12 protein-coding genes and 3 pseudogenes are annotated in these 22,984 nt (G+C 70.9%); 9 read left to right on the plus strand and 6 right to left on the minus strand.

Annotated elements, in window-relative coordinates; genetic code table 11:
• Positions 1-69: 69 nt before the first annotated feature.
• A pseudogene (locus POF73_RS44045) lies at positions 70-213 on the plus strand (aldehyde dehydrogenase family protein); the annotation flags it as partial.
• Positions 214-276: 63 nt separating this feature from the next.
• On the opposite strand, the gene yicI reads toward POF73_RS44045, so the two are convergent.
• From yicI to POF73_RS44065, 4 genes are all read right to left on the minus strand, one after another.
• A complete protein-coding gene (yicI, locus tag POF73_RS44050; RefSeq protein WP_272125068.1) occupies positions 277-2,559 on the minus strand; it encodes an alpha-xylosidase in 2,283 nt (760 codons plus the stop codon).
• On the minus strand, positions 2,556-3,950 hold the full coding sequence (locus POF73_RS44055) for a GH1 family beta-glucosidase (protein ID WP_272125079.1): 1,395 nt from the start codon (positions 3,948-3,950) through the stop codon (positions 2,556-2,558). Before POF73_RS44055 ends, yicI begins: the two co-directional genes overlap by 4 nt.
• A 29-nt stretch (positions 3,951-3,979) precedes the next feature.
• Complete coding sequence (locus POF73_RS44060) at positions 3,980-4,963, minus strand: acetylxylan esterase (protein WP_272125069.1); 984 nt, start codon at positions 4,961-4,963, stop codon at positions 3,980-3,982.
• A gap of 105 nt (positions 4,964-5,068) precedes the next feature.
• Positions 5,069-7,924 carry a glycoside hydrolase family 3 protein gene (locus tag POF73_RS44065; RefSeq protein ID WP_272125070.1) on the minus strand — a complete coding sequence of 952 codons (2,856 nt, stop codon included), beginning with the start codon at positions 7,922-7,924 and terminating at the stop codon, positions 5,069-5,071.
• Positions 7,925-8,134: 210 nt separating this feature from the next.
• Here POF73_RS44065 and POF73_RS44070 point away from each other — a divergent pair, with 210 nt between their 5' ends.
• The 7 genes from POF73_RS44070 (at position 8,135) to POF73_RS44100 (ending at position 19,917) form a co-directional block, all read left to right on the plus strand.
• A complete protein-coding gene (locus POF73_RS44070) occupies positions 8,135-9,160 on the plus strand; it encodes a LacI family DNA-binding transcriptional regulator (protein ID WP_272125071.1) in 1,026 nt (341 codons plus the stop codon).
• 98 nt (positions 9,161-9,258) lie between these two features.
• On the plus strand, positions 9,259-11,400 hold the full coding sequence (locus POF73_RS44075) for a beta-galactosidase (RefSeq protein WP_272125072.1): 2,142 nt from the start codon (positions 9,259-9,261) through the stop codon (positions 11,398-11,400).
• Positions 11,401-11,812: 412 nt separating this feature from the next.
• Positions 11,813-12,544, plus strand: a complete 732-nt coding sequence (locus POF73_RS44080; RefSeq protein ID WP_272125073.1) for a FadR/GntR family transcriptional regulator — start codon at positions 11,813-11,815, stop codon at positions 12,542-12,544.
• A gap of 476 nt (positions 12,545-13,020) precedes the next feature.
• On the plus strand, positions 13,021-14,127 hold the full coding sequence (locus POF73_RS44085; RefSeq protein ID WP_272125074.1) for a ricin-type beta-trefoil lectin domain protein: 1,107 nt from the start codon (positions 13,021-13,023) through the stop codon (positions 14,125-14,127).
• Between the two features lie 215 nt (positions 14,128-14,342).
• The gene (locus POF73_RS44090; protein ID WP_443049762.1) at positions 14,343-16,481 is read left to right on the plus strand and encodes an alpha-galactosidase; all 2,139 of its coding nucleotides are present in this window, start codon (positions 14,343-14,345) and stop codon (positions 16,479-16,481) included.
• A 44-nt stretch (positions 16,482-16,525) separates the two neighbouring features.
• Positions 16,526-18,058 (plus strand): glycoside hydrolase family 43 protein, encoded by a 1,533-nt coding sequence (locus tag POF73_RS44095; protein WP_272125075.1) that lies wholly within the window; start codon positions 16,526-16,528, stop codon positions 18,056-18,058.
• An 86-nt stretch (positions 18,059-18,144) separates the two neighbouring features.
• The gene (locus tag POF73_RS44100; protein WP_272125077.1) at positions 18,145-19,917 is read left to right on the plus strand and encodes a cellulase family glycosylhydrolase; all 1,773 of its coding nucleotides are present in this window, start codon (positions 18,145-18,147) and stop codon (positions 19,915-19,917) included.
• A gap of 67 nt (positions 19,918-19,984) precedes the next feature.
• On the opposite strand, the pseudogene POF73_RS44105 reads toward POF73_RS44100, so the two are convergent.
• A pseudogene (locus POF73_RS44105) lies at positions 19,985-20,404 on the minus strand (substrate-binding domain-containing protein); the annotation flags it as partial.
• A 119-nt stretch (positions 20,405-20,523) separates the two neighbouring features.
• Between POF73_RS44105 and POF73_RS44110 the strand changes: the two are divergent.
• Complete coding sequence (locus tag POF73_RS44110; RefSeq protein WP_272125078.1) at positions 20,524-21,648, plus strand: GH12 family glycosyl hydrolase domain-containing protein; 1,125 nt, start codon at positions 20,524-20,526, stop codon at positions 21,646-21,648.
• A gap of 228 nt (positions 21,649-21,876) precedes the next feature.
• Here the strand turns inward: POF73_RS44110 and POF73_RS44115 are convergent.
• Positions 21,877-22,842 (minus strand): annotated as a pseudogene (locus tag POF73_RS44115) (alpha/beta hydrolase family esterase); the annotation flags it as partial.
• Positions 22,843-22,984 lie beyond the last annotated feature (142 nt).

A 22,984-nucleotide genomic window follows, 5' to 3' on the forward strand; every position in this document is an offset into this window, starting at 1 on the left:
ATGGGGGACATGCGTCGAGCGTACCGCGAAAAGCTTGAACATCCCAACCTTTGACATCCACCAGCTCTTATTGTCCACACCGGCGACGGCACCGTCGGCCGCATCGTGATGACCGCCGCCGCGAAGAACCTCACCCCCGTCGCCCTCGAACTCGGCCGCAAGTCACCGGTGTTCGTGGACCCGGACGCCGACATCGCCCCGGTTCCATCGAGACCTTCAGCCACCGCAAGGCCGTCCTCGACGTCCCGCCGAGCTGAACCGTCCCGGCTGTTCGGTTCAGTCCGGATACGGCAGGTCGGCCTCCGCGGTGCCGGCGGGCCTGGTGTGCGCCGTTTCGTCCGGGCCGCCGATCCGCAACTGCCATGGGTGCGGGCTGTCGGTGGTCACGTACAGGCGCTCACCGCGGCGGCGCAGGTGGAAACGGGCCGTCTCACCGGGGCCGTCGGCACTCGGGATCACCACGGTGCGCTCGGCGCCGTCGGCGAAGGCGTGCACCCGCAGTTCGACGCCGTCCGCCCAGGCGGAGACCGGATGCTGGTCATCGGCGGCCAGCGGGACGACCGAGTCCGGGCGGGCCAGCAGCGGCAGGGTGTGGAAGCCGTGCTGCTCGCGGACCCAGCGCGGACCGGTGACCTGAGTGCCCGTCAGCACGTTGGTCCACGTGCCTTCGGGGACGTAGTAGTCGACCGTGCCGTCGTCGTTGAAGACCGGGGCGACGAGCAGGTCGGCGCCGAGCATGTACTGCCGGTCGAGCGTGGCGGCGGCTGGGTCGTCGGGGAACTCCAGCACCATGGCGCGCATCACCGGGACACCGGTGGTGTGCGCCTGCTGCGCGGCGCGCTGGAGGTACGGGGCGAGGCGGTGCTTGAGAAGGGTGAACTCGCGGGTGACCTCGACGGCCTCCTCGCCGTAGTCCCACGGCACGCGGTACGACTTGCTGCCGTGCAGGCGGCTGTGCGAGGAGAGCAGTCCGAACTGCACCCAGCGCTTGAACACGGCCGGGGTCGGGGTGCCCTCGAAGCCGCCGATGTCATGGCTCCAGAATCCGAAGCCGGACAGGCCGAGGGAGAGTCCGCCGCGCAGGGACTCGGCCATGGCCTTGAAGTGGGACTCGCAGTCGCCGCCCCAGTGGACCGGGTACTGCTGGCCGCCCGCCGTGGCCGAGCGGGCGAACAGCAGCGCCTCGCCCTCGCCTCGCTCGGCGAGCAGCAGTTCGAAGACGGCCTGGTTGAAGAGGTGGGTGTAGTAGTTGTGCATCCGCTCGGGGTCGGAGCCGTCGTGCCAGACGACGTCGGTGGGGATGCGCTCGCCGAAGTCGGTCTTGAAACAGTCCACGCCCTGGTCGAGCAGCGTCTTCAGCTTGCCGATGTACCAGTCGCGCGCGGCCGGGTTGGTGAAGTCCACCAGGGCCATGCCGGGCTGCCACAGGTCCCACTGCCACACGCTTCCGTCCGGGCGCCGTACCAGATGGCCCTCGCGCATGCCTTCCTCGAACAGTGCCGACTGCTGCGCGATGTACGGGTTGGTCCACGCCGAGATCTTCAGTCCTCGCTCCTTGAGCCTGCTCAGCATGCCGACCGGGTCGGGGAAGGTTTCGTCGTCCCAGTCGAAGTCGCACCACTGGTAGGCGCGCATCCAGAAGCAGTCGAAGTGGAAGACGCTCAGCGGGATGCCGCGCTCGGCCATGCCGTCGACGAAGCGGCCCACGGTGGCCTCGTCGTAATCGGTGGTGAAGGAGGTGGTGAGCCACAGGCCGAGCGCCCAGGCCGGGGGCAGGGCGGGACGCCCGGTCAGCGCGGTGTAGCGCTCCAGGATCTGCTTCGGGGTCGGGCCGTGGACGACGAAGAACTCCAGCGACTGGTCCTCGACGCTGAACTGAACCTGGCCGACGGACTCGGAGCCGACCTCGTAACTGACCTTGCCCGGGTGGTTGACGAAGACGCCGTAGCCGCGGTTGGTCAGGTGGAAGGGGATGTTCTTGTACGCCTGCTCACTGCTGGTGCCGCCGTCGGCCTGCCAGATGTCCACCACCTGTCCGTTCTTGACGAACGGGGTGAACCGCTCCCCCAGCCCGTACACCAACTCACCCACGTCCAAGGAGAGTTGACCGAGCATGAAGTGCCGGCCGTCGGTGTCGGTGACGAAGCCGGTGCCGCGCTCGCCCACGGAGGTCAGCACCCGCCCGCCGGCGGTGAACTCCAGGAGCCACGGCTGGGAGGTGTCCACCCGCAGCGACAGCTCACCGGCACTGAGCTCGACGACCGCACCGTCCCGGTGCACGTTTCCGGCGTTCGGTTGGGCGCCCGGCAGCGCGAACTCCGGCCCGCGCCGCACCGAACCGGCGTGGTGGGTGGCGCGCACGCCGATCACGCCCTCGGCCGGCGACCAGCACTGGACGGTCAGCAGCGGGCTGTTCAGCGTGCCGCCGCGGGTGAGCACATGCTTCACCGGCGCGTAGAGGGTCATCCGGTGTTCGTCGGCCCGGACGCCGGCGACCTCGGTGGCGTAGCGCGCGGTGACGCCCGGACGCATCAGCCAGTAGCCGTCGGTGAACTTCATCGGGTGGATTCCTCCGTCCGCGCGCGGTGCGCGGTGATCAGCCGTCGGTACCAGTGGTAACTGTCCTTGGGCGTTCGGGTCAGGGTGCCGTAGTCGACGTGGACGAGGCCGAAGCGCTGGCTGTATCCGCGCGCCCACTCGTAGTTGTCCAGCAGCGACCAGACGTAGTAGCCGCGCACGTCGACCCCGGCGGCGACGGCTGCGGCCACGGCGGCGAGATGGTCCGTGAGGTAGTCGATCCGCGTGGTGTCGTGGACCTGGCCGTCAGGGCCGACGGTGTCGGCCTCGGCGGAGCCGTTCTCGGTGATCCAGACCGGTGGAAGCCGCGGGTAGCGGGCGTGCAGTCCGCAGAGCAGCTCGGTGAACGCCTCCGGTACGACGGGCCAGCCCATGGTGGTGTGCCGGGTGCCGTACGGGTCCAGCTCGGTGATACCGATGTCCACGGCGGTGCGCAGTTCGAGGTCGGCCGTGCGGTGCGGGGCGGCGGCGACCGTGAGGGGGCGGTAGAAGTTGACGCCCAGGAAGTCCAGCGGGGCGCCGATCAGTTCCAGGTCGCCGGGCAGCCGCCTGGGCCCGGCCGCGAGCCCGGCCCAGGTCTGGTCCTCGTGTGCGGGGTAGCGTCCGGCCAGCAGCGGCTCGGTCCAGACGTCGTTGTGGAGGACCTCGGCCCGGCGCAGGGCGGCCCGGTCCTCGGGGAGCGAGGAGGCGGCGTGAATGCGGTCGAGGTTGAGGGTGATTCCGACCTCCCGGGCGCCCGCGGCGCGCAGCGCCTGTACCGCGAGGCCGTGGGCGACCAGCAGGTGGTGGGCGGCGGCCAGCGCGCCGCGGCCCTCTTCGGCACCGGGTGCGTGCCGCCCCTCGGCGTAGCCGACGAAGGCGGCGCAGTACGGCTCGTTGAGGGTGATCCAGCGCTCCACCCGGTCCCCGTAGCGCTCGGCGGCGAGGGCCGCGTACTCCGCGAACGCCTCGGCGGTCTCCCTGACGCGCCAGCCACCACGGTCCTCCAGGGCCTGGGGCAGGTCCCAGTGGTAGAGCGTGACCGCGGGTGCGACACCGGCGGCCAGTAGTTCGTCGATCAGCCGGTCGTAGAAGTCCAGGCCCTTTGCGTTGACCGGCCCGGTGCCCCGGGGCAGCAGGCGGGGCCACGAGATCGAGAACCGGTAACCGTCGACGCCGAGCCCGCGCAGCAGGGCGATGTCCTCGCGGTAGCGGTGGTAGTGGTCGCAGGCGGTGTCACCGGTGGCGCCGCCGAGGGTGCGACCGGGGGTATGGCTGAAGGTGTCCCAGATGGACGGGCCGCGACCGTCGCGGTCGTGGGCGCCCTCGATCTGGTAGGCGGCGGTCGCTGCTCCGAAGCGAAACCCGGCGGGCAGTTCGGGGAACGGGCGCACGGTGGGCCCGGATGCGGAGGACACGTTGCTCAGAGCTCCGGTGCCAGGCCGCGTTGGTGCAGCCAGGCCAGTTGGGCGGGCGGATTGGAGCCGCAGCCGCCGCCGTGGTCGGCGAACGGCCACACGGTCATGGTGCGGTCCTGGCCCGCGTAGTGGTTGAAGGCGGCGTAGACCGTGGCGGGTGGGCAGGTCGGGTCCATCAGGCCGACGCTGAACAGCGCCGGAGCAGTGGCCCGTTGGGCGAAGTGCACGCCGTCGAAGTAGTCGAGGGTGGCGAAGGTCTCCTCCACCCGATGGCGGCTGTGCCGGCGCAGGTACTTGATGGTCTCCGGGTACGGGCCCTCGCCGCTGAGCTGCACGGCGCGGCGGAAGTGGCACAGGAACGGGAGACCCGGCATCACCGCCGCGACGCGGTCCCCGGTGAGCGCAGCGACGGCGAGTGCCAGGCTGCCCCCCTGGCTGTCGCCGGCCGGCACGATCCGGCGGGTGTCGAGTCCGGGCAGCTGCTCGGTCGCGTCCACAGCGCGCACGCAATCGGTCATCAGCCGCCGGTAGTAGTAGTGGTCGGGCGAGTCGATGCCACGGGTCATGAAGCCCTCGACCCACTGGGTGCCGTCGCCCTCGCCCCGGTCCGGGGTGTCGTGGCCCTGGCCGCGGCTGTCGACAACGAGCTGGGCGTAGCCTGCGGAGGGCCAGAAGAGGTGGTCGGTGGGCAGCCCGCGGCCGCATCCATGGCCGAGGTACGTGACGACGACCGGCAGTGGTCCGGCCGCGTCACGCGGGCGCAGCAGCCAGGCGGCCACCGGCTCACCCCGCCGGCCGGGGAAGCGCACGTCGTCGACCTCGACGGTGCGCAGCAGGTGCTGGGAGGTGACCCGCTCGGCCTTCACCGCCTCGTGGTGCGACCGGGCTTCTGCGAGGGTTCGCTGCCAGAAGGCGTCGAAGTCCTTCGGGGCGGGCGACTCGGGCCGGTAGTCGTCGAGTTCGTCCAGACCGAAGACCGTGAGCGGCATGGGGGCTTCCTCCGGGTGAGCCGGTGTCAGGGTCGTGGTGTGGTGCCGCGCGGTCGGGACGGGCGGCGGGCGGCCGGTCGCGCGGGTGCGGGCGGGGGTGCGGTCTCAGTCGGACGTGACGAGACTGAAGGCGGCCAGCCGGAAACCGCCGTGCAGCGTCAGTGTGAGGTCGTGAACGCCGTCGGGCGGGGTGGCGAGATCGGCCGCGGTGGTCGTCCAGGTGTGGCGGTCGCCGGTGACGGGCACGCCGATCTCGGCCAGCAGGCGGTCGCCGGCCCGCAGTTCCAGCCGGGCCTCACCGGCCCCCGCGTCCCCGCGGGCGGTCTCGGCCTCGACCCGGACGGCACCGCTGAGATCGACGCCGCGGAAGAGCAGCGTCGCGGGCCGGGCCGGGTCGGCCGTGGTCACAGCGTCACCGCTGGTGCGGGTGGCGTCGACGATCTCGATGTCCGTGTGATCGTCGAAGTCGACGGCCGGGGTGCGCCGGTCGAGGACAGTGCGGGGTGCGGGGGCCGGCCCGGTCACGGTGAGTGGCGCGGCGAGGACCGGGTGCTCGGCGGAGCGGGCGACGGTGATCTCGTAGCCGCCGGGGTCGACGGTGAAGGCGCCGGTGACGACGTCCCAGTGGGCGAGCCGTTCGGCCGGCAGCCGGAAGGCCAACTCCCGGCTCTCGCCCGGCTCCAGGCGGAGCTTGCGGAAGTGGGCAAGGCGCTGCCGGGTCGCCTCGTAACGGGCGTCCAGGGCGCGGGCGTAGATCTGGACCAGCTCGCTGCCGGCCCGTGCGCCGGTGTTGGCCAGCGTCAGCGTGATCTCGACCTCGCCGTCCTGGGCGATCGACGAGTCGGAGAGCCGCAGGTCGCGGTGGGTGAAGTCGGTGTAGGACAGCCCGTGGCCGAAGGGGTAGAGCGGTGCGGCCCGGTGGTACTGGTAGGTCCAACCGGCCTTGATGATGTCGTAGTCCAGCGGCTTCGGCAGCGGGTCGTCGCCCCGGTACCAGGTCTGCGGCAGACGGCCGGCGGGCTCGGCATCGCCGAGCAGCACGGCTGCCAGCGCATGGCCCGTCTCCTGCCCGCCGTGGGAGGTCCACACCACGGCGGGCAGGTGCTCATCGGCCCAGTCGACGGCGTACGGGTAGCTGCTCATCACCACCAGCGCCGTCTGCGGGCGGACGGCGAAGACCGTGCGAAGCAACTCCTCCTGCGCCTCGGGCAGGGCGGTGTCCGCGCGGTCCTCGGTCTCGCGGCCGTTGATCAGCGGGTGGTTGCCGAGGACGACGATCGCGGTGTCGGCCTGTTCGGCGGCGGCACTGGCCTCGGCCAAGCCCTCGCGCACCAGCTCACGTCGCCAGTGCTCGGCGGTTGCGGGGCTCTCGGCCGTCACGGTCACCCTGCCGTCGGCGGGATCGACGGCGGCATAGCGGCCCGTGTGCCGGTTGCGCAGCAGCACGGTGTCCGGATCGCCGCCGGGCACGGACTCCAGCGAGAAGGTCTCGTGCACGAACCAGCTCTTGATCCGTTCTTGGTCCGCCGCGAGTGAGCCGTCCTCCCTGAGGCTGAGGTAGCGGCCGGTGTCGGCGTCCCGGAGGGTGAGCGCGTCGCCGCCCCAGTCGGCCACGTCGAAGTAAGTCCCGCACAGCAGACGGCCGTTGGTGCGCGAGTGCAGTCCGATACGGTCGGCGCCCTCGACGCACACCACCTCGCCGCCGTGCTCCGCCAGAGCTGCGCGCAACCCGGCCGCGACGGTGACGCCGTAGGGGAAGGTGCCGCTGTACCAGTCCTCGCAGAGCATGTCGGCGAGGGGGCCGATGACCGCGACGCGGGGTGCGCCCCGCGCGGCCAAGGGCAGCAGGCCCTCGTTCTTGAGCAGCACCACCGACTCGGTCGCCGCGCGCCGCGCGAGGGCGCGGTGCTCGGGGCTGTCGATCACCTCGGCGCCGATGTTCGCATAGGGGTCGAGGTCGGCGTCGAACTCGCCGAGCCGGAAGCGCAGCAGCAGTTGGCGCCGGGCGGCGCGGTCGATGTCACCTTCGTCGATCAGGCCGCGGTCCAGTGCCTCGCGCAGCCGGCCGATCACGGTCGCGCTGTCCTCGTTCTGGTCGGTGAAGCTGTCGATCCCGGCCTTCAGTGCGGCGGCGTGGCCCGCGGCGTGGTCGTCGAAGTAGTGCTCCGGGTCGACCAGGTTGGAGGGTGCCTCGGCGTCGCTGACCACGAACAGCTCGTGGCCGGTCGGCTGCGCCCAGCGCCGCAGCTCCGTCTCGATGAGCGGGCTGACATGGCAGGGGCGGCCGTTGACGAGGTTGTACGCCGCCATCGCGCCGGTGGCCGCGCCGTCGACGACGGCCGGGCGGAACGCCGCCAGGTCGTACTCCTGCAGCACGCGGGGCCGGACGCCGGAGGAGGTGACGCAGCGGTCGTCCTCGTTGTTGTAGGCGAGGAAGTGCTTGAGGACGGGGGCGGCGCGCAGATAGTCCGGGTGGTTCCCGGCCAGGCCCCGGCAGTAGGCCGTCGCCAGCCGCCCGGTGTGCAACGGGTCCTCGGAGTAGCCCTCCTCGTTGCGGCCCCAGCGCGGATCGCGCAACAGGTTCACGACGGGCGCCCATGCCTGAAGGCTGTTGGTGCCGACGCCTGTCGCCGTCGGGCGGTGCCTGTGGAAGGCGCGCATCTCAACTGACACGGCCGTGGCGACCTCGTGCACGAGGTCCTCGTCCCAGGTGGCGCCGAGGCCCACCGCTTGCGGGAAGACGGTGGCCTCGCCGAGCCAGGCCACGCCGTGCAGTGCCTCCGTGCCGGTGCGGAAGGAGGCGACGTCCAGGCGCTCGACGGACGGCGCGTACTGGTGCAGCAGCGCGATCCGCTCGTCGAGCGTGAGGCGTTGCAACAGGTCGTCGACGCGCTTGTCCAACGGGAGCGCGGGATCGCGGAACGGCGGCCGGTCGGCTTCGGACGGGGAGGCAGAGCCCATGGACGGAACCCCTCGACGAACGGGAGAGACAACCAGTTGGTGAAGCGCTTCGACGCTGTCATCGCTTCCGATCAGGTGTCAATGCCCGAATTGAAGAAAGTTTCCTTTACCTGAAGCACTTGTTTCGCTGGAAACATCTCATTACCTTGCGTTTGAGGTGAAGCGCTTCGACGCTCCGTCGAGCGACAGGAAGGAAGCCGAGACGCCACCATGGTGACCATCGCGGACGTGGCCCGGCGCGCGGGCGTCTCGCCGAGCACGGTCAGCTACGTACTCAACGGCCGGGCCTCGGTGTCCGAGGCGACCCGGCGCCGCGTACAGCGCTCCGTGGCCAAGCTCGGCTACCACCCCCACGCCGGCGCCAGGGCGCTGGCCGGCCGCCGCTCGCACATCATCACGCTGGTCATGCCGCTGCGCACCAACATGTTCGTCCCGGTCATGATGGAGATCGCCGTCTCCGTCACCACGACCGCCCGCCGTCACGGGTACGACGTCCTGCTGATCACGAGCGACGAAGGCCCTGAGGGCGTGCGGCGCGTCGCGGCGAGCGGTCTCGCGGACGGCGTGATCCTCATGGACGTCGAGGTCGACGACCCGCGCATCCCGGTGCTGCGGGAGCAGGGTACGCAGGCCGCGCTCATCGGCCTGCCCGACGAGGCGCACCAACTGTCCTGCGTGGACCACGACTTCGCGACCGCCGGGGCCCTGTGCGCGGACCATCTCGCCGGTCTCGGCCATCGGGACGTCGCCTTCATCGGCTACGGCTCCCGGACCTACGAACGGCACGCCGGGTACGCCGAACGCACCCTCGCGGGGTTCGTCGAACGGGCCGGCGAACGCGGCCTGAGCTTCCTGCACCGCCCGTGCGAGGGCACGTACGCGGGCGCCGCCCAGGTGCTCGACCGCGTCTTCGCCGAGCGGCCGGGGACCACCGGGTTCGTCGTGCAGAACGAGGGGGCGATCGGCCCGCTGCTCACTCTGCTGCGCACCGGCGGGCGGGCGGTCCCCCGGAACGCCTCGGTGGTCGCCCTCTGCCCGGAGCAGCTCGCCGAGCAGCAGACGCCCGCCCTCACCTCGGTGTCCGGACCGGCCGCGGAACTGGGCCGGGTGGCGGTCGAGCAGGTGCTGCGCCGCTTGGCCGCCGCTGCACAGGACACCGCACCGGAGGACGAACGCGTACTGCTGGCCCCGACTTTGACGGTACGTCAGAGCACAGGCCCGGCAGAGCTTTCGTAGGCCTCCATTCCGCCCGCCACCACCTCCCCGTCCCGGCGGTCGGGATCCCCCATCGGGTTCCGACCGCCGGGCCCCATCCGTCTCCTCAAGGACTCCGCATGACCCATCTGCCGGCACGCGTCCTGTTCGGCGCCGCCTACTACCACGAGTACCAGCCGTACGAGCGGCTCAAGACCGACCTCGATCTCATGGCGGAGGCCAAGTTCACCGTCATCCGCGTCGGCGAGTCGGTGTGGTCGACCTGGGAGCCGGAGAACGGCCGCTTCGAGCTCGGCTGGCTGCAACCCGTCCTCGACGGCGCCCACGAGCGCGGCATCTCGGTCGTCCTCGGCACTCCCACCTACGCGGTGCCGCCGTGGCTGGCCCGGCAGTACCCGGAGATCGCCGCCGAGGACGCCACCGGACGCCGCGCCGCATGGGGCGCCCGGCAGGAAGTCGACTTCACGCACCCCACGTTCCGTTTCCACGCGGAGCGGGTGATCCGCGCGATCACGGCCCGCTACGCCGCCCACCCCGCGGTCATCGGCTTCCAGGTCGACAACGAGCCGGGCCCACGACTGCCGCACAACCACCATGTCTTCCAGCGGTTCGTCGACGACCTGCGGCAGCGATACGGCGACGTGGAGACCCTCAACCGCGAGTGGGGGCTGGTGTACTGGTCGCACCGGCTGTCCAGCTGGGCCGACCTGTGGAAGCCGGAGGGCAACGCGCAGCCGCAGTACGACCTGGCCTGGCAGGCGTTCCAGGCGCGCCAGACCACGGAGTTCATCGCCTGGCAGGCCGGCATCGTGCGCGAGTACGCGCGGCCCGGTCAGTTCGTCACCACGTGCCTGTCCTACGGCCATCCCGGTCTGGAGGACGACGAGCTGACCGACAGTCTGGACATCACCGCGGGCAACCCGTACTACGACATGCAGGACAGCCTGACCATGCCCGAGCCGCCGCGCGAGAAGCTGCCGCAGCAGTGGATGGCGTACGGGGTGTGGGCGCTGCACCAGAGCGCCGACCGGATCTACTCCTCGCGCCAGGAGCCGTTCCTGATCACGGAGACCAACGCCCAGGCCATCGGCGGCACCGCGGACAACCGGCCCGCCTTCGACGGGCAGTGGCGGCAGGCCGCGTGGGCGCTGGTCGCGCGCGGGGCCCGCATGATCGAGTACTGGCACTGGCACACGCTGCACTTCGGCGCCGAGACGTACTGGGGCGGGATCCTCCCGCACAGCGGCCGACCGGGACGCGTCTACGGGGAACTCGCTCGGCTGGGCGCGGAGTTCGAGCGCGCCGGAGACCTGGTCGCCGGGATCACACCGGACGCGGACATCGCGATGGTGTACTCGGCGCCGAGCAAGTGGCTGATGCGCAAGTACCCACCGCTCGCCGGTCCTGACGGCGGTCCGGACGGGGGTGCGTACGAGGGCTTCTTCGACCCGTTCTACCGGGGAGCGTTCGAGGCGGGGCGCCAGGTACGGATCCTGCACGCCCGCCAGTTGCACGATCCGCGCGGCGAACGCGAGGGACTGGCCCCGGAGTCGGCGGCCGAACTGCATCCCGTACTCATCGCCCCAGCGCTGTACGTTGCGGACGACGGGATGCTCGACTGGCTCGGCGCCTACGCGGAAGCGGGCGGCCACCTCGTCCTCGGCCCCCGCACCGGTTACGGCGACCACGAGGCGCGGGCCCGCCACGAGGTGACACCGGCGCGGCTGGTTCAGGCCACGGGCGTCCGGTACGACGAGTTCAGCAACCTCCACGCCGACCTGCCGCTGCGCACCACGCCGGACAGCCCGCTCCAGCTCCCGGACGGCGCCGTGGCCACCCGCTGGGTGGAGGGCCTGGCCGTCGAGGACGCCGACGTCCTGGCCGAGTACGACCACCCGCACTTCGGGCGCTGGCCCGCCGTCACCACCCGTCGCCACGGCGCGGGGCGCATCACCTGTGTCGGCACCGTACCCGGCCGCGACCTGGCCCGCGCGCTCGCCACATGGCTCGCGCCCTCCCCGTGCAGCGGCTGGGAGGGCCTGCCCGACTCGGTCACCGTCGCCACCGGCACCGCCCCCGACGGCCGCCACGTCAATGTCGTCCACAACTGGAGTTGGGAGCCGGCCGCCGCCCAGGCCCCGGTGGACCTGACCGACGCCCTGGACGGCAGCGTGGTCCCGGCCGGTACGCCCGTGCGGCTCGGCGCCTGGGACGTCCGCGTCCTCGCCGCCGCACCGGAGTCCCCGGCGAAGGAGCGCTGACACCGGCCACCGTACGGGCGCGGCCTCAGTGGAGTACCCGGCAGCGACCTTCCGCCGCCACGGCTCGGGGGCTCCACACCATGGTGGGTGTCCCGACCCCGTCACTGCCGCGCCCCAGCACGGCGTCGCGGCACCCATCAAGGGCGCTGCGTCCAGCCCCCGCCGCGGCGCCCCCCGCTCGGCCGCCCGAGCCATGCACGGCCGCGATCACCTTCCCTGTCAGCCGTCCCCGTATCATCGATGCCACTCTGGGATGAGGGATCAGGAGCTGGTCAGGCGCAACGAGGAACGACACCCTTCGGCACGTGCCGAAAGGTGTTCCGGAACGACCGTCGCACCCAGGATTCGAACGGGCCGGATGGACCCACGCCGAACAGCGCGGAGCACACTCCGGAGACGGAAGAGGTGGGCGTTGTCCCTGACGGACAAGGCGATCGAGCAGATCCGCGAGCTGATCCGCACCGGGGCGCTGCCGGCGGGCTCGAAGTTGCCGCCGGAGCAGGAGCTGGCGGTTCAGCTGGGCCTGTCCCGCAACCTGGCCCGCGAGGCGGTCAAGGCACTCGCCGTCGCCCGCGTTCTGGAAGTCCGACGAGGTGACGGCACCTATGTGACCAGCCTCCAGCCGAGCGTGCTGCTGGAAGGCCTCGGCGGCGCGGTGGAGCTGCTGCAGAGCGACTCGGCGGCGCTTCTGGACCTGATGGAGGTGCGACGGCTCCTCGAACCGGTCGCCACCGCGCTCGCCGCCACCCGGATCTCCGACGACCAGCTGGCAGAGGTGAAGCAGCACCTGGATGCCATGCGGGATGCGCGCGACGACGTCGAACGGCTCAACGCGCACGATGCGGCCTTCCACCGCGCCGTGGTCTCGGCCACGGGCAACGAAACGCTGCTCACGCTGCTGGAAGGCATTTCGGGCCGCACCCTGGGCGCCCGGATCTGGCGCGGCCTCGTCGACGACCAGGCCGCGGAGAGGACTCTCGCGGACCACGAGGCGATCTTCCAGGCCCTGTCCGCCCGTGACGCCGTCCTGAGCCAGGCCGCCGCTCTGATGCACGTGAACCACACCGAGCAGGGGCTGCGCGAGCATCTGCGGAACACCGCCCTGCGGCACGGCACTCCACCCGCAACCGGTGCACACGCTTGACCTGAGGACCGCGCTCGTCCCGTCTCTTCGGGGTCGAGTCCTGGCTGATCCATCACGACTGGGAGTCGTTCCTGGGCCAGTCGCGATGCGAAACCGGCACCCAGACATGGGATGTCAACGGGTCGGCACCGGAGAGGGAAGGAACCGCGAACACGCCACTGGAGCAGGGGCGTCGGGACGAAACGAGGCAGAACTCGCCTCCGTGGCTCTCGTCGCAAAATTCTGGCATCCATGGGATGTCCAGGCGTAGATCTGCGTGATATCTGTACGAAGGCGCTCGACGGGGCGGCCAGTGCGCCGAGCCCGCTCGGCAGCGCACGCTCACAGCGCAAGAGGCTCCCCGCCCACGCCCTTCCGTTCTGCCAGTACGTCAAGCGGCCGCCGACGCCTACGGGACGGCAGGGCGGCCGAGTTGCTGACACGAACGGCGCTCGGTCCCGCCGACTCAGCACTCACTCACCGAAGAGGACACCTGCATGAGAAGGTCCTGGATTCTCCCCCTGGTCACGCTTGTCACCACCGCACTCGGAGTGACGGCGACAGGTGCCACGCCTGCCTCCGCCGCCCCCAACACCCCTTTGCGAGTCATACCGTTGGGCGACTCGATCACCTGGGGGGTGGGAAGCAGCACGGGCAACGGCTACCGGGGTCCGTTGTGGAACGGGCTTGCCGCGGAAGGCCATCCGCTGGACTTCGTCGGCACGTTGCGAGGCGGTTCGATGTCCGACCCCGACAACGAAGGCCACTCCGGATACAAGATCCACCAGGTCGCCGCGCTCACCGACGCTTCACTGACCCGTTACCGGCCCAACGTCGTGACGCTGCATCTCGGCACCAACGACCTCAACGAGAGCTACCAGGTCTCCACCGCCACCGAGCGACTGAAGTCGCTGGTCAACCAGATCACCGCCGCGGCCCCCGACGCAACCGTCCTCGTGGCCTCCCTGGTCGTGTCCACCAGCGGCTCGGAGGAGCAGTACCGGGCCGCGTACAACCAGGCCGTCCCCCGGATCGTGAGCGACGCGCAGGCGGCGGGCAAGAAGGTCGCCTATGTGGACATGAGCAGCCTGACCACGGCCGATTTGGCCGACGCCCTGCATCCCAACGACTCGGGCTACCAGAAGATGGCCGACGCCTTCCACCGCGGCGTCCAGGCCGCGGACCGCGCCGGCTGGCTGAAGAACCCCGCACCCGCCGCCGCGCGCGTGCAGTCCGGCATCGCAGGCAAGTGCCTGGATGTCAACGGCGCGAGCACCGCCGACGGGACCGCCGCCCAGACCTGGAGCTGCGGTGGCGGTGCCAACCAGCTGTGGTCCGCCTACACCGACGGAACCCTGCGCTCCCTGGGCAAGTGCCTCGACGCCGCCGGCGGGGCCACCGCCAACGGCACCAAGGTGCAGCTCTGGGCCTGCCACGGCGGCGCCAACCAGGTCTGGCAGCCCTACAACGGCGGCTACCGCAACCCCGCCTCCGGCCGCTGCCTCGACGTTCCGGGCTCCTCCACGACCGACGGCACACAGCTCGTGCTGTGGGACTGCAACGGCGGCTCCAACCAGAAGTGGACCACCCTGACCGCCGGATGACCTTCGCTCCCGGGACCTGATCCCATGGACGGTCACCTCTGAAGCACGAGTGTCGAAGCGCTTCGACGGTCCCATTTGCCGCAATGGGCTGTCAATGCACCAGCAGAAGAAAGTTTCTTGCTCGCTAGGACCCTTGTTTCTCGCGAAACATGTCCGTTAACTTTCGCCTGCCAAGCGAAGCGCTTCGACAGTCCGCCGTTGAGGAGGCCACCGCCATGGTGACCAAGGAACAAGAGAGCTTCCGCTGGGGGCACGAGGCCCTGCAGCTCAGGATCGTCCTCGATGACGACGGCAGTCCCCGCCTGACGCACCTCGGGCTGCCCGGCGCGGTGCCAGGAATCCCCGGTGCGTCTGTGCCCCTGGTGGAGGTGACCGCCGCGGGCCACGGCCGCGGTTGGTCGGGCAACCGCCTCGTCGGCACCGATCTCGGCGGGCGTCTGCGCCACCGGACCCACCGTGCGACCCGGGACGGCGACTGGCACTCGCTGACCGTGGACCTCCACGACCCGCAAACCGGGCTGGTCGCGGAGGTGACGTACCGATCGCCGGACGGCATCCCCGTGCTCCGCAGCGAGGTGACCCTGCGCAACGAGGGGCGGACCACGCTGCACCTGGAGTCGGTCAGCTCGCTCGCGGTGGGCTGCCTCACCCCGCGGACCTCGGCGGCCATCGACGGCGCGGACCTGCTGTGGGCGGAGAACGACTGGCTCGCGGAATGCCGCTGGCAGCGACAGCCGATGCGCCTGACCACACCGGCCCACGGCGGACGCGTGAGCAACGCGCACGGCAAATCCGGCTTCGCCGTGAACGGACAGGGCACCTGGTCCAGTTGCGGACGCCTCCCGATGGGCGGCCTGACCGACCGGCGCACCGGCCGCACCTGGGTGTGGCAGATCGAGCACAACGGCGGGGGCTGGCGCTGGGAGTGCGGTGAGCGCGACAGGGCGGCCTACGCGGCGCTGTTCGGACCCACCGACACCCACCACGGCTGGCGGCACTCCCTTGAACCCGGCACCGACTTTCGCACCGTACCCGCCGCCCTGTCCTTCAGCGCCGACGGCGGCCCCGACGCCGCGTTCGCCGCGCTGACCCGCTACCGCCGCGCCCAACGCCGCCCGCACGCCGACCACCAGCGCCTGCCCGTCGTCTTCAACGACTACATGAACTGCCTGATGGGCGACCCCACGACCGAGAAGCTGCTGCCGCACATCGACGCGGCGGCCGACGCGGGCGCCGAGTACTTCGTGATCGACGCCGGCTGGTACGACGGCGACGACGGCGGCTGGTGGGACAGCGTCGGCGCCTGGGAACCCGCCGCCTCCCGGTTCCCCGGGGAGCGCGGGATCCACGAGGTGCTGGACCGCATCCGGGAGCGCGGCATGGTGCCCGGCCTGTGGCTGGAGCCGGAGGTGATCGGCGTCCGCAGCCCCATGGCCAAGTCGCTGCCCGACGAGGCGTTCTTCCGCCGCGACGGCGTCCGTGTCACGGAGACCGGCCGGCACCACCTGGATCTGCGACACCCGGCCGCCCGCGCCCACCTGGACCAGGTCGTGGACCGTCTGGTCGGCGAGTGGGGCGTCGGCTATCTCAAACTCGACCACAACATCGACCCCGGCTCCGGCACCAGCGCGCACCCCGGCGAGACCCCGGGCGCCGGCCTGCTCGGCCACAACCGGGCGCACCTCGACTGGCTCGACGGCGTCCTCGACCGGCACCCGCACCTGGTGCTGGAGAACTGTTCCTCCGGCGGCATGCGCTGGGACCACGCCCTGCTGTCCCGGATGCAGCTGCAGTCCACCAGCGACCAGCAGAACCTCCACCGCTACGCGCCCATCGCGGCTTCCGCGCCCACCGCCGTCACCCCCGAACAGGGTGCCGTCTGGGCCTACCCCCAGCCCGAGGACTCCCTCGACGAGGTGGCCTTCACCATGGCCAACGCGCTCCTCGGCCGGATCCATCTCTCCGGCCGCATTCCCGAACTCGCGCCGGAGGCCCGCGCCCTGGTCCACGAGGCGGTGGCGACGTACAAGGCCATCCGCGCCGAGCTGCCGCAGGCAGTGCCGTCCTGGCCGCTGGGCCTTCCCGCCTGGGACGACCCCTGGATCGCCCTGGCCCTGCGCACGCCCGCCGCCACCTACCTCACGGCCTGGCGCCGCTCCGGAAGCGACGCCACGGCGCGTCTTCACCTGCCCCACCTGCGGGACACCGCCGCACGTGTCGGCCTGCTCTACCCCTCGGCCGGCCGTGCCGATTCCGCCTGGACGCCCGACACGGCCGAGCTGAGCCTGACCCTGCCCACCGCGCCGTCCGCCGTTCTGCTCCGCATCACCCCCACGGACTCCGACGCTCCCTGAACCACCGCGCGCCTGCCCCACGAACCGACGAGAGGACCTATCAGGTGCCCCCTCTGCACCAGCCGGACGGACGTCCCACCAACCCCGTGATCCCCGGCTTCCACCCCGACCCCAGCGTCTGCCGCGTCGGCGACGACTACTACCTGGCCTGCTCCAGCTTCGAGTACTTCCCCGGCGTGCCGTTGTTCCACAGCCGCGACCTGGTGAACTGGACCCAGATCGGCAACGCCCTGGACCGGCCGAGCCAGTTGCGGCTGCCGGCCGACATGCCGTCCTCCGCCGGGATCTACGCCCCCACCCTGCGCCACCACGACGGGCGCTTCTGGCTGATCGTCACCAACTGCAGCGAGGGCGGCGGCAATCTGATCGTCACGGCGACCGACCCCGCCGGACCGTGGTCGGATCCCATCCGGGCACCGGGCGTGCCCGGCATCGATCCCGACCTGGTCTGGGACGAGGACGGCGCCTGCTGGTGCACGGTCGCCGGGGTCTCGCAGCTCCGTATCGACCCGTCCACCGGGCAGACGCACGGGACTCCGCACAAGCTCTGGTCGGGCGGGCCCGGCGCCAAGGCCCCGGAGGCGCCCCACCTGTACCGGATCGGCGACTACTGGTATCTGCTCATCGCCGAGGGCGGCACCGAGCGCGGCCACGGTGTGTCGATCGCACGCGGCCTTTCGCCCAGCGGCCCCTTCGAGCCGTGCCCGGCCAACCCGATCCTCACCCACCGCGGCACCGACCACGCCGTCCAGAACACCGGGCACGCGGACCTGGTGCAGGCGCCGGACGACTCGTGGTGGATGGTGTTCCTCGGGGTACGGCCGGGCGGCGGCACTCCCGGCTGGCACGTCCTCGGCCGGGAGACCTTCCTCGCGCCCGTGACCTGGGTGGACGACTGGCCGGTCGTCGGCGAAGTCGCCCTGGACCTGCCCGAGTTGCCGTGGCCGCTCTCCCCGGGCCCCGTCGAGGAACGCCGGGACGACTTCGAGCTCGCCGATCTGCGACCGTACTGGATCTCCCTGCGTGACCGGCTCGCCGAGCACTGCACCACCAAGGAGCGCCCGGGATGGCTGACGCTCCGTGCGCGGGGCGGCTCCCTGGACGAGCCCGACGTGGTGTTCACCGGCCGGCGCCAGCGGCATCTGTCGTGCCGGGCGCGCACTCTGGTCGACGCCGCGGAGGGAAGCGGCGGCCTCGCCGTCCGGCTCGACGAGCGGCACCACTACGGGATCGAGACGGACGGCACCCAGGTGCGGGTGGTCTCCCGCATCGGCTCGGTGCGCGCCGTCGTGACCACCCAGGAGGTCCCGGCGGGCCCGATCGTCCTCGGCGTGCGGATCACCGAGCCGCCCGGGCCGTACGAGGCGCGCACCGGACCCGATGTCGTCTCCCTCGGGATCGAGCTGCCGGACGGCACCTTCGCCTCGCTCGCGATCCTCGACGGCCGATACCTGTCGACGGAGGTCGCCGGCGGCTTCACCGGCCGGGTCATCGGCATGTACGCCACGGCAGGCACCGTCCACTTCGACTGGTTCGACTACGAGCCTCTCGGCGGCCCCCAACCCGCCTCCCCCTGACCACCGAACCGGGGCCTTCCCCGACCACAGCGGGAACCAACCGGCACCGTCGGCGGAAAGGCACGACCGACCGAAAGGCATGCCACATGAAGGAGATACGGCAACCCGCACACCACCGCAGACTCGGCCCCGGACGCCTGGCCGGCCTGCTGATGGTGCTGCTCGTCATCCTGGGCCTGGCCGGCAGCACCGCACTCGCCGCGCCCCGCGACACGGCACAGCAGGCACACCGCACAGTCAAGGTTCCGGCCCGCGCCATGGACGCCGTGAACGCGATGCAGCCCAGCTGGAATCTAGGCAACACCCTGGACGCCTTCCCGCAGGAGACGTCCTGGGGCAACAAGGCCACCAGGGAACTGTTCACCACCATCCGCGCGGAGGGTTTCCGCAGCGTCCGGATCCCGGTGACGTGGACCGACCACCAGTCCACCACCGCCCCCTACACCGTCGACGCCGCGTACATGAGCCGCGTCAAGGAGGTCGTCGACTGGGCGCTCGACGAGGGCCTGTACGTCGTGCTCAACGTGCACCACGACTCGTGGCAGTGGATCGACGACATCGCCGCCGACCACGACGGAGTGACGGCCCGCTTCAACGCCACCTGGACCCAGATCTCCACGACGTTCCGCGACAAGCCGCGCACCCTGGTCTTCGAGAGCGTCAACGAGCCGGTCTTCGAGAAGGCCACGGCCGAGCAGAAGACCAAGCTCCTGCGTGAGCTGAACACCTCCTTCCACAAGATCGTCCGCTCCTCGGGCGGCGGGAACACCGACCGACTGCTCATGCTGCCCACGGAGGCGTGCACGCCCTCCCAGAACCTCATGGACGACCTGTACACGACGATCAAGTCGCTGAACGACCGTCAGCTGATCGCCACCGTGCACTACTACAGCTACTACCCGTTCAGCGTGAACGTCGCAGGCGGTACCCACTACGACGACATCGCCCAGAGCGACCTCAACGACGCCTTCGCCCGCATGCGCGACACCTTCGTCGCCCGGGGCATCCCCGTCTACCTCGGCGAGTACGGGCTGCTCGGCTACCCCGACCACAACCACCCCTCCCGTGTCGAGCGGGGCGAAGCGCTCAAGTACTACGAGCACTTCGGACATGCCGCGCGCCTCGCCGGAGTCACCACCGCGCTGTGGGACCCCGGAACGTGGGCCTACCTGAACCGGGTCACCCTGGAGTGGACCGACCCCACCCTGATGGCCTGGATCAAGTCCGGCTGGACGACCCGTTCGGCAACGGCCTCCTTCGACAAGGTCTTCTTGGAGAAGAAGGAGCCGATCACGGCCAAGGGGGTCACCCTGAATCTGAACGGGGCCCAGTTCCGGGGCCTGTGGCACGGCAAGACCAAGCTCGTCGAGGGACGGGACTACACCCTGTGGGACAGGACGCGGCTCGTCATCACGAAGGGTGCGCTGACCCGGTTGAGCGGCGACCGGGATTACGGGGTGAACGCCACGCTCCAGGCCCGGTTCTCCCGCGGGCTGCCCTGGCAGATCGAGGTGGTCACCTACGACGAGGCGGTGATGTCCGACGCCACGGGCAAGACCAACGGCTTCACCATCCCCACGCGGTACAAGGGTGACGTGCTGTCGGCCATGGAGGCCAGGTACGGCGACGGAGGCTACGCCGGCACGAAGAACTGGACTCCGTACCAGGAGTTCAACGAGTCCTTCTCGCCGGACTACGCGAACGGCACGATCATCCTGAAGCCCGAGTTCCTGGACTCGCTGCGCGACGGCGAACTGGTGACGCTGACCTTCAACTTCTACAGCGGCAAGAAGGTCATGTATCACGTCAAGAAGTCCGGAGACTCGGTCACCGGCACTCACGTCCCACCCATCTCCTGACCGACTCGCCCCTCGCCCTGGTTGCCACCTCCCAGGCAACCGGGGCACGCGTGTCCGCGGGCCCCTGTCACTCCTCCTTCGGCGGAGCCGTGCTCTCCCGGACGGTCAAAGTGGTGGCGATCTCCAGTCCCACCTGCGGCACCTGCTCACCCCGGCCGAGCGCCAGGGCCAGCTCGGTGGCGGCTGCCGCCATCTCGGCCAACGGCTGATGGACGGTGGTCAGGGGCGGATCCATCCAGGCCACGGCCGGTACGTCGTCGAAGCCCACGACGCTGAGCTCGTGCGGGATACGCAGGCCCAGCTCGCGCGCGGCCCGGTAAACACCGAGCGCCTGCATGTCGTTGGCCGTGAACACGGCGGTGGGGCGATCGGGGCGGGACAGCAGCTCCCGCGCCGCGGCGTACCCGTGCTCGCTGCCGCGGCCATTGTCGCACCCCGGCGGAAGCCGGCCTCGCTGCCGAATCACCGTCACCACAGGGTTGTCAGGGGCATGGCCACCTCCTACAGTCCGAAACAGAACGATGCATGGGAGCGCTCCCAACCCTGGGGAGCAGGGAGCGCCCGCACGACCCTCGACCAAGGCCGTACCTCGGGAAAGAGGCCCACATGCGACCCCTACCGTGCCTTCCCCGTACTCCCCGCGGCGCGTTGGGCGCCGTCGTCAGCGCGCTCGCCGTCATCGCGGCACTCTTCGGCGCCACGCCCCCGGCCCAGGCCGACACGACTGTCTGCGAACAGTTCGGCTGGACCGTCGCCCAGGGGCGCTACGTCGTCCAGAACAACCGCTGGGGCACCAACGACCCCCAGTGCGTCACCGCCACCGACACCGGCTTCCGGCTCACCCGCGCCGACGGTTCCGTACCCACGACCGGCGCCCCGAAGTCGTATCCGTCCCTCTTCAACGGCTGCCACTACACCAACTGCTCGCCGGGCACCAACCTCCCCGCGCAACTCGCCCGCATCTCCAGCGCGCCGAGCAGCATCTCGTACGGCTACGTCGGCGACGCCGTCTACAACGCCTCGTACGACATCTGGCTGGACCCGACGCCACGCACCGACGGTGTGAACCGGACCGAGATCATGATCTGGCTCAACAAGGTGGGCCCGATCCAGCCCATCGGCTCGCAGGTCGGCACGGCGACCGTCGGCGGACGGGCCTGGCAGGTGTGGTCGGGGGGCAACGGCACCAACGACGTGCTCTCCTTCGTCGCCCCGTCGGCGATCGGCAGCTGGAGCTTCGACGTGATGGACTTCGTCCGGCAGGCCGTGGCCCGCGGGCTGGCACGGAACGACTGGTATCTGACCAGCGTCCAGGCCGGCTTCGAACCCTGGCAGAACGGCGCGGGGCTGACCGTGAACTCCTTCTCCTCGGCCGTCAACACGGGTGGTGGACCGGGCGGCCCGGGCGGGGGCACCACCTGCCGGGTGTCTTACGCGACGAACCTGTGGCAGGGGGGCTTCACCGCGAACGTCACCGTCGCCAACACCGGTTCGGCGCCCGTCGACGGCTGGCGCCTCGGCTTCACCCTGCCCTCCGGCCAGAGCATCACCAGCACATGGAATGCCTCCCTCTCCTCGTCCTCGGGATCCGTGACGGCGAGCGGTCTGGCGCACAACGCGAGCATCGCCCCCGGCGGCAGCCAGACCTTCGGTTTCCAGGGCACCTACAGCGGCACCTTCGCCGCGCCGGGCGGATTCAGTCTCAACGGCATCGCCTGCGGCCAGGGCTGACAGGACCGGCGCCGGGCACTCGCAGGCCGCCGGCGCCGATACGGCCATCCCGTACGTCTTGTCCGAACAGACCGCGGTACGCCCCGGCCGGAGACATCCGAGCCGGGGTGTACCGCGTCCCAAGTGGCGGCCTCGGACGTCGACTCCGAGCGCGGCCGACCCGCCTGATGACTCCGGTCAACTCCCCCGGACAGCACAGGCGGTGCCGTTGCGGGTGTAGGAGCCCGGCGCGGCCGTACCGCCGGTGTTCCGGGTGCCGGCGGTGTCGGTGCCCCGGCAAGTCGCGCTCCCCTGAGACAAGTTGGAGGTCTGGAACTGCGTGAAGAACCTCCACACCTCTCCCGGCAGCCACGTCCTGGAGCCGCTGTCACCGGGGGCCCCGTCCTGCGGGGCGGCGATGTGTCCTTCGTCGAACGCGGCCCAGGCGACCGGATGTCCGGCCGAGCAGCCCGAGTACGTGGTGACCCGGTGCATCAGGCTGCCCTGCCCGGGCTCGGGCGGGTTCTGGGGGGTGCAGCCGTTGTTCCTGACGAACCTGTCCCGCATCGACCGTCCGCCGGAGATGCCGAGGACGCTGTCCCTGAGGCCGTGCACTCCGAGGTAGGCGACTGGCTGGGTTCCGCCGCTGCATCCGCTGAGCTGTCCGCCGCTCTGGACGGCGACGGCACGGAAGACGGTCGCTCGGGAACACGCGAGGGCGTACGACATGGCGGCGCCGTAGCTGAAACCGAGGGCGAAGCGCTGGGTCGTGTCGACGCACAGGTCCGCCTCGATCCACCGGATCATGTCGTCCACGAAGGTGACGTCCTCCCCGCCGGAGTTGGCCCAGCCGTTGTCGAGGCCCTGGGGCGCCACGAAGATGGCGCTGTTGTTCGCCAGGCGCTGGAGCCCGTAGTAGGCCCAGGTGCCCGTCTCCACGGTGCGGCCCGTGGCCACGTCGGTGGAGGTGCCGCCCCACCAGTGGAACCCGAAGACCAGCCGGTAGGCGCGGTTGCGGTCGTAACCGTCCGGAATCCGCAGGATGAGGCTCCGGTTCTTGCCGTTGCTCCGGATCGTGTGCGTACCGCTCGTCAGGGTGGGGGCCTTGCCGCAGCCGGGGCTCGCGGCAGCGGTGCTGACGGTCGCGGCGACCGGGCCGGACACCGCGCGTGGCGTGTTCTCGCCATGGCCCGCTCCCAGCGCCGTGCCGCCCATGCTCAGGACGACCAGCGCCGCGACCACGGCGGTCCATAAGAGGGATCCTGTCCTTGTCCTCATGCAACTCCCTTTCTCAGAGTCGCGGATACGTTCCTGGCGGCGACGTCCTCACCCGCGGGCCCACTTCTGGCCCGCCTGT

The sequence above is a fragment of the Streptomyces sp. HD genome, assembly GCF_028369295.1.
Taxonomy (GTDB): domain Bacteria; phylum Actinomycetota; class Actinomycetes; order Streptomycetales; family Streptomycetaceae; genus Streptomyces.

Excerpts from the sequence above, each read along its gene's own strand:
- POF73_RS44075 (WP_272125072.1), top strand. The coding sequence starts at position 9,259 with ATGACCCATCTGCCGGCACGCGTCCTGTTCGGCGCCGCCTACTACCAC.
- POF73_RS44090 (WP_443049762.1), top strand. The coding sequence starts at position 14,343 with ATGGTGACCAAGGAACAAGAGAGCTTCCGCTGGGGGCACGAGGCCCTG.
- POF73_RS44100 (WP_272125077.1), top strand. The coding sequence starts at position 18,145 with ATGAAGGAGATACGGCAACCCGCACACCACCGCAGACTCGGCCCCGGA.
- yicI (WP_272125068.1), bottom strand. The coding sequence starts at position 2,559 with ATGAAGTTCACCGACGGCTACTGGCTGATGCGTCCGGGCGTCACCGCG.
- POF73_RS44085 (WP_272125074.1), top strand. The coding sequence starts at position 13,021 with ATGAGAAGGTCCTGGATTCTCCCCCTGGTCACGCTTGTCACCACCGCA.
- POF73_RS44060 (WP_272125069.1), bottom strand. The coding sequence starts at position 4,963 with ATGCCGCTCACGGTCTTCGGTCTGGACGAACTCGACGACTACCGGCCC.
- POF73_RS44110 (WP_272125078.1), top strand. The coding sequence starts at position 20,524 with ATGCGACCCCTACCGTGCCTTCCCCGTACTCCCCGCGGCGCGTTGGGC.
- POF73_RS44065 (WP_272125070.1), bottom strand. The coding sequence starts at position 7,924 with ATGGGCTCTGCCTCCCCGTCCGAAGCCGACCGGCCGCCGTTCCGCGAT.
- POF73_RS44070 (WP_272125071.1), top strand. The coding sequence starts at position 8,135 with ATGGTGACCATCGCGGACGTGGCCCGGCGCGCGGGCGTCTCGCCGAGC.